The sequence below is a fragment of the Lactococcus petauri genome, assembly GCF_002154895.1.
GTDB lineage: Bacteria > Bacillota > Bacilli > Lactobacillales > Streptococcaceae > Lactococcus > Lactococcus petauri.
Window position 1 is genome coordinate 368178 of record NZ_MUIZ01000001.1, and the last position, 12950, is coordinate 381127.

General features: G+C 38.4%; 9 protein-coding genes. 2 read left to right on the plus strand and 7 right to left on the minus strand.

Going from position 1 to position 12950, the window contains the following annotated elements; all coding sequences use genetic code 11:
* The first annotated feature begins 264 nt into the window (after nucleotides 1-264).
* Nucleotides 265-1587, plus strand: coding sequence for a PTS sugar transporter subunit IIC (locus BZZ03_RS01940; RefSeq protein ID WP_086582249.1), 1323 nt, complete (start codon nucleotides 265-267; stop codon nucleotides 1585-1587).
* Between the two features lie 141 nt (nucleotides 1588-1728).
* On the opposite strand, the gene alaS is transcribed toward BZZ03_RS01940, so the two are convergent.
* The 7 genes from alaS to BZZ03_RS01975 form a co-directional block, all read right to left on the minus strand.
* The gene (gene alaS / locus BZZ03_RS01945) at nucleotides 1729-4347 is read right to left on the minus strand and encodes an alanine--tRNA ligase (protein WP_086582251.1); all 2619 of its coding nucleotides are present in this window, start codon (nucleotides 4345-4347) and stop codon (nucleotides 1729-1731) included.
* A 249-nt stretch (nucleotides 4348-4596) separates the two neighbouring features.
* Nucleotides 4597-5505 (minus strand): peptidyl-prolyl cis-trans isomerase, encoded by a 909-nt coding sequence (locus BZZ03_RS01950; protein WP_019292043.1) that lies wholly within the window; start codon nucleotides 5503-5505, stop codon nucleotides 4597-4599.
* Nucleotides 5506-5602: 97 nt separating this feature from the next.
* The gene (locus BZZ03_RS01955) at nucleotides 5603-6286 is read right to left on the minus strand and encodes an O-methyltransferase (protein ID WP_019292044.1); all 684 of its coding nucleotides are present in this window, start codon (nucleotides 6284-6286) and stop codon (nucleotides 5603-5605) included.
* Entirely contained in the window at nucleotides 6286-8091 is a 1806-nt protein-coding gene (pepF, locus tag BZZ03_RS01960) for an oligoendopeptidase F (protein WP_086582253.1), read from the minus strand. Before pepF ends, BZZ03_RS01955 begins: the two co-directional genes overlap by 1 nt.
* Nucleotides 8075-9079: a competence protein CoiA gene (locus tag BZZ03_RS01965; protein WP_086582254.1), complete on the minus strand. Its 1005-nt coding sequence runs from the start codon at nucleotides 9077-9079 to the stop codon at nucleotides 8075-8077. The genes pepF and BZZ03_RS01965 overlap by 17 nt, the downstream gene beginning before the upstream one ends.
* A gap of 75 nt (nucleotides 9080-9154) precedes the next feature.
* Nucleotides 9155-10255 carry a YdcF family protein gene (locus BZZ03_RS01970; protein WP_019292047.1) on the minus strand — a complete coding sequence of 367 codons (1101 nt, stop codon included), beginning with the start codon at nucleotides 10253-10255 and terminating at the stop codon, nucleotides 9155-9157.
* A gap of 76 nt (nucleotides 10256-10331) precedes the next feature.
* Nucleotides 10332-11753, minus strand: coding sequence for an NCS2 family permease (locus BZZ03_RS01975; RefSeq protein ID WP_019292048.1), 1422 nt, complete (start codon nucleotides 11751-11753; stop codon nucleotides 10332-10334).
* Between the two features lie 361 nt (nucleotides 11754-12114).
* Between BZZ03_RS01975 and BZZ03_RS01980 the strand changes: the two genes are divergently transcribed.
* Entirely contained in the window at nucleotides 12115-12939 is an 825-nt protein-coding gene (locus tag BZZ03_RS01980; protein WP_019293090.1) for a Cof-type HAD-IIB family hydrolase, read from the plus strand.
* The last annotated feature ends 11 nt before the right edge of the window (nucleotides 12940-12950 follow it).

The window sequence follows — 12950 nt, forward strand, 5'->3', positions numbered from 1 at the left end:
CCACTTCTCCCTAGCTTTACTTCCAGTATATCACATTTTTGTTACAAAATTCAGGAACAAATAAAAAGTATCAAGTTCAATCCTTTATAAACACCCTTTAAAAATAGCTCTTTAAACGTGTTCCATAGAACATATCTTTTATGGAACAAAATACAATGATAACGCTTGCATTTACGTGTCAGTTAGATTACAATTAGTTTATCGATTTATTAATTACGTGTGACGCGTTTCGTCACATAGAACTTATTACAAAGGAGTTACTTTATGAATGGATTTATTAATGAAAAAGTACTGCCGCCAATTATGAAATTCTTGAACACCAAACCTATGGTGGCCATCAAGAACGGGATGATATACCCGATTCCCTTTATCATTGTCGGTTCCGTATTTTTAATTTTGGGACAGTTGCCTATCCAAGCGGCACAGGATTATCTCTTCTCTATTGGATTGGGGACACTTTTCTTGCAAATCAATGATGCCTCTTTCGGTATTATGGCGCTTATCGCAGCCTTTGGTATTACTTACTCATGGATGAAAGAGGAGGGACTAGAAGGAGCTAGTGCTGGCCTTACTGCTGTTATCGTCCATATCCTATTGCAACCAAATTCTATTGCGAATGTCGTCAATATTGCAGATCCCACACAGACTTCAGATGCTTGGCAAGTTTCAGGTATCATTGACCGTACTTGGTTGGGTGGACAGGGAATGATTTTATCAATCATTGTTGGACTCTTGGTAGGGTGGATTTTCTCAACTTTAGTCAAGAAAAACATTACTGTCAAGTTGCCTGACTCCGTACCATCAAACGTTGCCGCTTCATTTACGGCTTTAATTCCCGCGGCAGTTGTTATTTCACTCTTCGGCGCACTTCACGGTCTCTTCACAATTGTCTTAAATACTACTTTTATTGAATGGGTTTATGAAGTTATCCAAATACCTTTGCAACACGCAGTAGATGGCCCTGGTGGGATTCTCATGATGGGACTTGGTCCAGTCATGTGGTGGTTTGGGGTTCATGGCTCTGCGATTATCTCAGGTGTTATGGGCCCACTTCTTCTGGCTAATGCAGCAGACAATGCGGCACTCTTGGCTGAAGGCCGCTTGTCTCTTGAAAATGGTGCACATATCGTAACGGCTGCTATGGGAGATCAAATCATGACCATGTCCGGTGCCGGCATCACCATCGGTTTACTGATCTTTACTTTGTTCAGTGCAAAGTCTGACCAAATGAAATCTATTGGTCGACTGGGTGCTGGGCCCGGTGTCTTCAATATTAACGAACCCGTCCTCTTTGGTATGCCAGTTGTCTTGAATCCTTTTCTTGCAATTCCTTTTATCTTCACACCAACAATTTTAGGACTGCTGACTTACTTTGCGATGAGTATGGGAATTATTCCACCGTTTACAGGTATGGTCGCTCCTTGGACGACTCCACCAATCCTCTCCGGTTTATTGGTTGGAGGTTGGCAATTAGCCATCTGGCAAGCTGCTATGCTCTTTCTATCTATCGTCATCTACTGGCCATTCGCTAAGAAATACGATAATATCTTGCTCGAGCAAGAAGCAGAAATGAAGAAGGAAAACTAAATTGAACAAAAGCTCCCACTTCGGAGCTTTTTAGGTCGCGCTTTTCCTCTGTATCCCATATTAATATTCTGAGATATCCGGAGAACATAAAAAACTTTTAGTTAGGCTTGATTTGCCACTAAAAGTTTTTTTATTTTATTATTAAGAAAGTTTTGAACCTACATTTTCGATAAGTTCTGGAATTCCAGCGGCTTTAGATCCACCGGCCATGGCCATATCTGGTTTACCACCTCCACGGCCGTCAATGTAAGGTGCAAGCTCTTTAATCAAGTTTCCAGCTTTAACATCAGCTGTTTTACTTGCCACTAACAAGCTCACTTTTTCACCAATCTTCGCAACAAGGACAAGAACATCGGACAACTCTTTTTGTTTCCAGATGTCTGCAAGATTACGTAGACCATTTACATCTGGTACTGCAACTTCACTAGCAATATAACTTGTACCTGCTGCTTTGAGAACATTTTTAAAGACTTCATCAGATTGACTTGCAGCTAATTTACCTGCTAATGCGTCATTTTCTTTTTGAGCCGCTTTAAGTTCTTCTTGCATAGCTGTTACTTTTGACACGACTTGAGCAGCTTGTGGTGCTTTCACAACTGCTGCGACTTCATTGAGCGTATTTTCAGCATCTTTAAATGCTTCATAAGCTTTTTGGCCTGTTACGGCAACAATACGGCGAACGCCTGATCCGATACCTTCTTCTTTGATAATCTTGAAGAGACCAATTTCACTTGTTGTTGCTGTATGTGTACCACCACAAAGTTCGACAGAGTAATCACCAATTTTAACGACACGAACATTTTTACCATATTTTTCGCCAAAGAGAGCCATTGCGCCCATTTCTTTAGCAGTTTCAATATCAGTTTCTACCGTTTCCACAGCTAATGATTGCCAAATCACTTCGTTAACTTGACGTTCGATATCAGCCAATTCTTCCTTGCTTACAGGAGCAAAGTGTGTAAAGTCAAAGCGAAGGAACTCTACTTCGTTAAGTGATCCTGCTTGAAGTGCATGTTCACCTACAATATTGTGCAATGCTGCATGGAGCAAGTGAGTTGCTGTGTGATTTTTAATGATACCATGACGGCGTTCTGCATCAATTTCAAGTGTGTAAGTTTCACCGACTACAAGAGTAGAAAGAATGTCAACCATATGGAGATTTTGACCATTTGGTGCATGTTGAACATCCTTAACTTCTGCAACAACTTTGCCTGCAGCATTTTTAATCACACCGTGGTCAGAAACTTGTCCACCCATTTCTGCGTAGAATGGTGTTTTATCGAAAATAAGTTGCGCTTCACCGCTTACAGTATCCACTTTTTCATCATCTTTAACTGCCACAAGAAGTTTGCCATCATATTTTTCAACATCATAAAGGAATTCAGATTCTTCTTTGATGGATTGAAGTGTTTCGTTTTGTGCGCCCATTGAACCACCTTTAACGACAGCAGCACGTGCACGATCTTGTTGCTCTTTCATCGCTGCTTTAAAACCTTCATGGTCAATCTTGAAACCAGCATCTTCAGCTAATTCTTCAGTTAACTCTACTGGGAAACCATAAGTATCGTAAAGGCGGAAGATATCTTGCCCTTCAAGCATTGTCTTGCCTTCTTCTTTAAGTTTGGCAAGCAATTCATCTAAGAGTTTGCTTCCACCATCAATTGTACGGCCAAAAGCTTCTTCTTCACGGTCAATAATTTGCATGATAAAATCTTGTTTTTCAAGGACTTCTGGGTAGTATGACTCCATGATTTTACCAACAACGGGAACAAATTGAGCCAAGAATTTACCTTCAATGCCTAATTTTTTACCGTGCATAACAGCACGACGAAGAAGACGGCGAAGAACATAGCCACGTCCTTCATTTCCTGGCAAAGCACCGTCACCGATAGCAAAGCTAAGTGCACGGATATGATCCGCAATAACTTTAAAACTCATGTTGTCGCCATCTGGATTGTAAGTTTTACCAGAAATACGTTCAATTTCACGAATGATAGGGAGGAAAAGATCCGTATCAAAGTTTGTTTTACCACCTTGGATGATACAAACCATACGTTCAAGTCCCATTCCCGTATCAATATTTTTCTGTGGCAACTCTTTATATTCGCTACGTGGAATAGCTGGATCAGCATTAAATTGTGACAAAACGATATTGTAGATCTCGATGTAACGGTCGTTCTCGATATCTTCAGCCAAGAGTTTCAAACCAATGTTTTCAGGATCGTAAGCTTCACCACGATCAAAGAAAATTTCTGTATCTGGTCCTGAAGGTCCTGCACCAATTTCCCAGAAGTTGTCTTCGATTGGAACTAAATGACTTGCATCAACACCGAGCTCCACCCAACGGTTAAATGTATCTTTATCATCAGGGTAGTAAGTAATGTAAAGTTTTTCTGCTGGAAAATCAAAATATTCACTACTTGTAAGCATCTCCCAAGCATAAGCTAGAGCTTCTTCACGGAAATAATCACCAATTGAGAAATTCCCCAGCATTTCAAACATTGTATGGTGACGCGCTGTTTTACCTACGTTCTCGATATCATTTGTACGAATCGATTTTTGCGCATTTGTAATACGTGGATTTTCTGGCACAACTGAACCGTCAAAATATTGTTTCAATGTCGCAACACCAGAGTTGATCCAGAGTAAAGTTGGGTCGTTCACTGGTACTAAAGATTGTGAAGGTTCAATAGAATGCCCTTTTGATTTGAAGAAATCAAGGAACATTTGACGTACTTCTGTTGAAGTCATTTTTTTCATAGCTATTCTCCTAATAAAATAATTTTCATTTACTTTCGATTTGTGAATAAAAACACAATATAAAAACAAAAAATTCATCGTAAACGAGGGGCGTCACTCACGCGGTACCACCCTCATTCACGATGAATCCATCGTCTCTTTTTGCTTGGTAAAGCAGTTTCCCTGCTATTTGAAAACCTTGAGGTTTTCAGCACGTTGACTTATCGACTTTCACCACATGTCGACTCTCTGTAAAGTCATTTCATTCATTTATTTTGATGATGAACTTGATGTAAATTGTGAGAAGATTGTTGAGAAGGCTTCTTCTTTCACAGTGACATTATGTGCTTTAAGGTATTCACCAATCACACCAGCAACATAAGTTGTATCTGCCATTTTTTCTGCCTTGATTACATCTTTAAGTTTATCTTTATACTTGTTCATATCTGAACCTTTATCTGAAGTTTTAATCATTTTCACAACATAATAGCTTGTTGCACCAGTTGAGGCATTTGCTGATTCGATAACATCAGAAACTTCACCATTTTTCAATTTGAAGGCTGCTGTTTGAACTTCTTTTGGAATTGTAGTACTTGTTGAATCAAATTTTTGCTTGTTGCTTGCATTGTCTTTCTCAAACTTAGCTGCATCTGATTTCGCAGATTTTACTGCCTTAGTTGCTGCATCTTTAGTTGTTTCTGGAACAACAATCGCTTCAACTTCTGGATGGAAATCTGCCCAAGCTGCCTTCAAGTTAGCATCTGTAAATTGTGTGTCTGAGATTTTTTTCTCAATGGCATATTCTTGCAAGAGTTGAAGACGAACGTAAGATTTATAACTTTTTTCAGTAAATCCTTGTTGTTGCAAAGCTGCAGCAAACTGTTCGCCCATTTGTTTTTTAGTATCGTCAAACTTCGCTTGAACATCTTTATCTGAAACCTTATCGCCAAAATCTTTTTCAAACATTTTTGACATTGTCAAATTTTGTAAAAGAGATGTGGCAGGCATATTTGGAAAAGTTTTAGCTTCACTGTAGAAATCTTCTACATTGATTGTGTCACCCTTCATTGTGATAATATTAGCTCCAGTAGAGTTATTATTTCCACAAGCTGAAAGTGTGACAAGTCCTAAAGCCGCAACAGCTGTTGCGAGTAAGATGTTCAATTTTTTAAATTTCAAAGTTTTCTCCTTGTTGGGTATATTCCCTTGATACATTTGTTTCTTGTAACAATATTATAACACAAAACATTAAATAAACCTAAACTGATTTACAATGTCAAACTTTCTTAATCATTAATATTCCATCTCCTAAAGGAACCATACTCGCGCGGTATTTAGGGTTGTCTAAAACTTCATCAAAGAGACGACGAAGCCCACGTTCAAGTGCACGCTGCGTCCGTTTAATTTCCATAATTGGAATAAGTATTTCTCCGCCTTGGAAAATATCATCCATGATAATCACACCATTTTCCGAAAGCAACTCCATGGCACGAGGCAGAAATTCTACATATTTTGATTTCGCTGAATCCATGAAGATAAAATCAAATTCCCCTTGCAAATCTGCCAAAAGATCGGCAGCATCACCTTCTAAGAGAGTGATCTGTTTTCTTGAATCATAGGTAGCTAGATTTTCCTTAGCCAAGGCAATCATTTCTGGGTTACGATCGATAGTAATTATTTCAGCATCTGGTGCTGCTTCTGCCATCATAAGTGCAGAAAAACCAATAGCAGTTCCTATCTCCAAAACTCTTTGGGGCTTCATTAAATCCAAAAGCATTTGGAAATACACTACTGTTTCATGAGGTATAATCGGGATATTGTTCTCATGAGCAAAGGTCTCAACATTCTTTAGTGGACCAGTAATTTGCGTTTGACGCTCGCGCATGAAGTCAACAATTTCCTCCTTGACTACGGGACGATTCATCATCGGATTACTTGTTCTCTTGTATGTTAAAACCATTATAAATGGGCTCCTTTTTCGACTAATTTTTCTAGCTCAATTAAACGTTTTTCAAAAACAGCAAATGCTGATTCTAAATATGTTGTTTCTTCCATATCCACACCTGCTTGAGCAATCACAGCCAGCGGATAATCACTTGATCCTGCTTTGAGATAAGTGAGGTATTTTTCACGCGCATCTGGGCCACCATTAACGATAGCCTCAGCAAGATAAGTTGCTGCGGCAAATCCTGTTGCGTATTGGAAGACATAAAAATTATAATAGAAGTGCGGAATGCGAGCCCACTCATATTGAATTTCAGGATTTTCCTGAGCAGCTAAACCGTAGTATTTTTCATTCAGCCCCGCATAAAGCTGGTTCATGAATTCGCTAGTCAGAACTTTTCCTTCTTGATCAGCTTTATGAATCTCATGTTCAAATTCAGCAAATTGGCTTTGACGGAAAACAGTGCCACGGAAACCATCAAGCCAGTGGTTTAAAATAGCAAATCGCACTTTTTCATCTGTCGACTCCGCAAGTAAACTTTCAGTCAAGATATTCTCATTGGTTGTTGAAGCAATTTCTGCAAGAAAGATTGGATAGTCCCCATAAACATAAGGTTGATTTTCTCGTGTAAATGTGGAATGCATACTGTGGCCCATTTCATGTACTAAGGTGAACAAATCATCCAAAGTTTCTTGCCAGTTTAACAGCATGAAAGCATTTGTATCATAGCATCCCCCTGAATAAGCACCCGAACGTTTACCGCTATTTTCAGCTACATCAATCCACCGCTCTTCAAAGGCTTTTTTAACATGGTTCGCATATTCAGGTCCAAAAATTTGAAGAACTTCTTCTGCTTTCTCCACTGCCTCGGAGTAGTTAAACTTATAATCCAAGTCCGATAAGGGTGTATAGACATCATACATCTTTAAATCGTTCTCTAACCCTAAAATTTGCTCACGCAATTTAATATAACGATGTAAAAGAGGCAAATATTTATTAACCGACTCCAAAAGCTTATCGTAAACTTCTTCCGGAATAAAATTACTTGATAAAGCTGCTTGACGGGCTGAATGGTAGCCACGCATCTTCGCCTTAAAATTATGGACTTTTACATTTGTTTGTAGCGTTTTAGCATAAGTGTGCTGATACTGTTCATAGTTGCTATAAAGGGCTTGATAAGCTGCCTTTCGCACCTGACGTTCCTTACTTTCCATGAGCGAGATATAATTACCGTGTGTCAGCTGTACTTCCTGTCCTTTTTCATCTTTAATCGTCGGAAGCTCAATATCAGCATTGTCAAAAATTTCGAAAGTTTCGGCGGCTGCACTAAAAATCTCACTAGCACTGGCTAAGAGTTTTTCCTCTTTTGGACTTAAGATATGCTCATTTTTAGCAAAAAGGCGGTCAAACATATGAGAATATTGCTCCAGTTTGGGTTCTTCTCTTCTAAAGCTTGCATAACGTTCTGGCGTTAAAGCTAAGAATTCCGGCTCGTAAAAAGCAAAGGTTTCTCCAAGCTTGGCATATAAATTTGTGGCTTTGGCTTCGTATTCTTGGTAACGACTCACTTGCGTATCTTGGTCATGTTTCATTGAGGCATAGACATAAACCTTCTCCACAGCACGCGAGATTTCCAGCTCAATTTCCGTGATTTCTAATAAGCTTTGAGCGCTATCTAGAAGATGTCCTTCGTAGTGCTTTACCGTCCCTAATCTTTCCGAAACTCTTTTAAGTTCTAGTTCCCAGGCGGCATCGTTTTCAAACACAGTTGACAAATCCCAAGTTAAGTTTTCAGCTATTTCATCACGTTTTTTTGCCATTCCATTCTCCGTTTTTCACTTTATTTTTATCTTTAATTATAGCATAGAAGCTTGGTGTATGCAGTTTTTCGTGTTCTTGTAACTGAAAACTTTCATAGAAACTGTGATAATATTTTTCCAAGGGAGTATCTACTTGAAAAAAGCTTTCTCTCGTATCATCGGAAAAGTCAAAGGTCAATAAGTTTAAGCCTGGAGGACTCCAGTAGCTCTTATTCCAATTGAGGTCTAGCAAATTTTTTCCTTGTTCATAATACTTTTCTTGCATTTTAAGCCATTTTGGCATTTGATAATACAGTTGTTTCTGAACAAACAACTGTAACTCTTCCTGTTTTGGAGCATCTAAACTAAGATCTTCTCCTTCTCGAAAGGGCTGGCGTAAGAGCTCTAAGAGATTCTCTTGAAAGAAGTCAAACTCTTCAGTAAGATAAATCGGTCGTCCTTTCAAATCTTGATAAATCAATGATTTCAACCGTAGTTTTTTTCTGTTCCAGTCTAATTCCCAAAAATAAAAACCTCTCACTGCTGAATAATAGAGCAAATTTTTCTGCAAAGATGATAGGTTATTCTTAAGCCATAAGTCCCTTCCTTGAAGCCAAAGGACATAATATCCTTTTTCTTTGTAACTTACCGTTCTCTCTTCTAAACGTTGCAAAGAAAGCGGCGAACACTGTATTTCAATAGCAAGTTTATCATTTACTAACAAATCAGCCGTTTGCTTAATCTCTGGCACATACTTTTCCAACTCAACTTTCTCTTTTTTCTTAAACCATTGATACAAACTGAGTTTTAAGCCCAAGTGTTGTGCAGATTCATTTTCGCTCCAAGAGTCACAATTTTGTACGGATATGTGAGCAAAGTGAGGAATTTTTATCTTCCCTTTTTTTAAACGAAGGGGCGACTTACAGGCTGGGCAATAAAAAGGGCCACTAATTGAAGAATTGTCAAGGAGATTAATTGTTTTTCCGTCTTTATCCAAAGCTATTAACATATCAAATAGTACGAAGAATAGCTCTAAAAGTCACAAGGCAAACAAAAAAACTCGGAAAATCCGAGTCTTTATATCTTAACGGTTAAGTACAAAGTGATCCATAAAAAGAATAAAAAGAGCAAATGCTATGAATACACCTGTGATTAAGCCAACCCAAAAAATATGTTTACGTCTTTGACTGTTCATCACTGCGATAAACTCACGAATAAATGCTGGAAGACGGAAGTACAAAGGTGTTTTTCCTCCAATCCCTCCTTGCGCATTTAATCCTTGTTGAGCAGCAAAGAGAGCCGCTCGGAAAACGTGATAGTCCGAAGAGAAAAAGAGAAATTCTTCATCGGCTTTCTGTTCAATTTTTTCAATCAACTGAGATGAAAATTTTAAATTTTCAAAAGTTGTTTTTGATTGATCTTCAACCAAGGTTCGTTCTTTGGGAAAGCCCAGTTCTTCGACAGCGTATTTTTGCATCGCTAGTGCTTCCGCAAGTTGTTCATCACTACCTTGTCCCCCAGAGAAAACCATTATAGTTTTATCATTTGCAGCCTTTATTCCTGCACGGATACGGTTAGCTAAAAGGGGGCTAACAAACTGGCCATTAATCAGTCCAGAGCCTAGAACCACGTGATATTTTGAAGACTTTTTACGGAAACGACGTCCATATGTCCAGCTAGCAAAAAAGAAAACCGTGAATTGCCAGACAAGATAAAAGGCCAGCACAGGATAAACGTAACTCAAGAGCTGTAGCCAAAGCCAACCTTCAGATAAAGTAGAAACTCGAATATAGAGCCAATCGACTAGAAAAAAGACAAACATAATGGCCGGCAAAATCAAATTCGCTAAACTATGTGATTCACGCCGCCACATTTTAATCGTTAAAACCACAATCCCCACAGGTACGACAAAACTAATCATAAAAGTAGGAATCAAAAAGAGGGCAAGCTCAATAATAATTATGGCTAAAATGATATTGGAATGTGAATTATAATTAGCCGAAAAAAGAATCCCCATAATACCGTTAAACAGTACAAAAAGACTGGCTAAAAAACCAATAGTAAGTCGTCCTAAACGTAAAGTTCTCATATCCTTCAAACGATGCGACTTTGTGTAAAAAATGACGGTCGGGATTAAAGCTAAAAAACTAATCACCGAAAATGCAATAATAAGTGGTGTCTCCATGTCTTTATTTTAACATAAAAATCCGCTGATAAAAGCGGATTTCTCTCATGATAGTGTACAAATTATAGAGTTATTTTTAGAGAATAGCAAGTACTGCAAAATTTAAGGCAAATGCAATTGCGACAACCCAAATAATTGGTTTTACTTCTTTAATCTTACCTGTAAAGAGTTTTGAGAAGATATAAGTGATAAAGCCAGCAGCAATACCATATGAGATGGAGTAGCCAAGACCCATAAATACTGAAGCAAAGAAGGCTGGAATAGCTTCGCTCAATTCAGACCAGTTGATTTCCTTGAATGATGACAACATCATCATACCTACAATGATCAAAATTGGAGCCGTTGCTTGCGTTGGAACAATGGCAAGTAATGGTAAGAAAAGACTTGAGATCGCAAACATCACAGCAACGACAATCGAAGTCAATCCTGTACGTCCGCCTGCTCCAATACCAGCTGCTGATTCTACATAAACAGTTGTATTTGAAGTTCCGAAAATCGCACCAATTGGTGTAGCAATCATGTCAGCAAAGAGTGCTTTGTCCATTTTAGATGAGAAACCTTTGCTATTTGCCATATCCACAAAATCTTGATCTGTAAAGATTCCTGTGCTACGACCTGTACCAATGAACGTACCAATCGGATCAAAGATTGAGGTTAACGAGAAGGCCAAAATTGTCATCAAAACTTCAATAATTCGAGATGAATCAGAAAATAAACTACCAAAACCTTTAGGACCAAAAGCAGCACCAAAAGTTGTTCCCATCTCGTTGATTGCTGTCCCGAGATTGTTGTCTGCAAAAAGTGTAGACATATCAACTTTTGTAACACCTGTTAAAAGTGCAAGTACAGTCGTTACTGCGATTGACAAGAGAATCCCTGCTTTCCATTTACGGAGAACAAAGAACATTGTTACTAAAATACCAACTAAAGCAACAAGAACACCAGGATCATCAAATTTAACTAAGCCAGGTACAATTGTTGAATCTGCAGTGATAGTGCCGTGGTTATCCGTATAAGTACCTGGTGATGCAATAAATTCAAGAATACCAGCGTTTTTAATACCGATATAAGCGATGAAAATACCGATACCACCACCAATAGCGTGTTGTAAGCTCTCAGGAATTCCTAAAACAATTGCTTTACGAATTGAAGTAAATGTAATAATAATATTGACAATACCACAAATGAAGACCATTGCTAAAGCTTCTTGCCAAGTGTAGCCTAATGAAAGAACAACAGTATAAGCAAAGAAGGCGTTAATTCCCATACCTGGTGCAAGGGCATAAGGAACATTGGCGATTAAACCAATAGCTACCGAACCCACAATTGAAGCTAAGATAGTAGCTAAGAAAACTGCCTGAACGGGCATGCCTGTTGATCCTAAAACATCAGGATTGACAAACAAGATGTAGCTCATAGCAAAGAAGGTAGTAATACCTGCCATAATTTCACGGCCCACAGTAGTGCCGTTTTCTTCAAGTTTAAAGAACTTGTTCACGAATAAATTCTCCTTTTAATAAAAAGTTGCATGCCACATTCGTTTTTCGTGACACACGTCATAAAATGATACATGTTCAGTATAAATAAATTTTAAGTTTGAAACAAGGAATTTCGAGTCATTTTAAAAAACAAGTCCGTATATGTTCGTAAATACCGAACTAGAGACTTATAAATATTTATAAAAGTTCGTCCATTTTAATAATTGTTGTCAAAAACATAAATTTTATTTTTCATAGTGTCTTGTAGATTACAATAATGAACACTCCACATCTTATTTTTTAAAAAGTAACCTAGACCAAAAGCAGCTTTACTGCTTTTCTGGTATAATAAAAAATAAGAAATATTTTAAAGGATTAAGTATGGAAAACAAAGATAGAAAATTGATTGCCATTGATCTTGACGGCACAACGCTTCATAGCGACGGGCGTACAATCAGTCGCTATACGAAATATATTTTTAAACGTATTGAGGAGCAAGGCCACATCATCTGCATCTCCACGGGTCGTCCTTTCCGTATGGCTGTTGATATTTATCGCGAACTCGAACTTAAAAGTCCGATGATCAACTTCAATGGTGCTTTGATTTCCAAGCCAGACAATCGTAATTGGGAGTACACCAAAGGTCATTATATTGATCGTTCATTCGTCTTTGACTTTTTACGCCATCAACAAAACTTTGATTTAGAATTTTTTGCGGTTGAATATCGCCGTAAATTTTTCCTTAATAACTTCAGGAACGTAACCCCTAAACTTTTTGGTGTCGAACAGTTCCATCCCTACAATCGTTTGCGCGCAGATCGTCTCGATGACAATCCGCATGCAGTACTCCTTTCTACACGAGTAAAAGATAAATTTCGTCTGGCCAAGCAAATCCAAGATCATTATAACGGAAAAATCAGTGTAAGTGGCTGGGGCGGTCCTAATGGCGTTTTAGAAATTGTCCCCAAAGGTGTCAGCAAAGCTTCTGGTCTCAAGCATCTTCTCCGTGTTCTCGAAATTCCAAAAGAAAACCTTATAGCATTTGGTGACGAGCATAACGACATCGAAATGTTTAAATTTGCTGAGGAAGCCTATGCTATGAAAAATGCCTCCACTCGCCTCACACCACATGCCACTGAAATTCTTCCGTGGACAAATGATGAGGACGGGGTTGCCCATAAATTAGAAGAACTCTTTTTGAAGTAGTTGCTTATCTA

What these genes read in the sequence shown, in the direction of transcription:
- BZZ03_RS01980 (WP_019293090.1), top strand. Translation starts at nt 12,115, where the DNA reads ATGGAAAACAAAGATAGAAAATTGATTGCCATTGATCTTGACGGCACA.
- pepF (WP_086582253.1), bottom strand. Translation starts at nt 8,091, where the DNA reads ATGGCAAAAAAACGTGATGAAATAGCTGAAAACTTAACTTGGGATTTG.
- BZZ03_RS01965 (WP_086582254.1), bottom strand. Translation starts at nt 9,079, where the DNA reads ATGTTAATAGCTTTGGATAAAGACGGAAAAACAATTAATCTCCTTGAC.
- BZZ03_RS01970 (WP_019292047.1), bottom strand. Translation starts at nt 10,255, where the DNA reads ATGGAGACACCACTTATTATTGCATTTTCGGTGATTAGTTTTTTAGCT.
- BZZ03_RS01940 (WP_086582249.1), top strand. Translation starts at nt 265, where the DNA reads ATGAATGGATTTATTAATGAAAAAGTACTGCCGCCAATTATGAAATTC.
- BZZ03_RS01955 (WP_019292044.1), bottom strand. Translation starts at nt 6,286, where the DNA reads ATGGTTTTAACATACAAGAGAACAAGTAATCCGATGATGAATCGTCCC.
- alaS (WP_086582251.1), bottom strand. Translation starts at nt 4,347, where the DNA reads ATGAAAAAAATGACTTCAACAGAAGTACGTCAAATGTTCCTTGATTTC.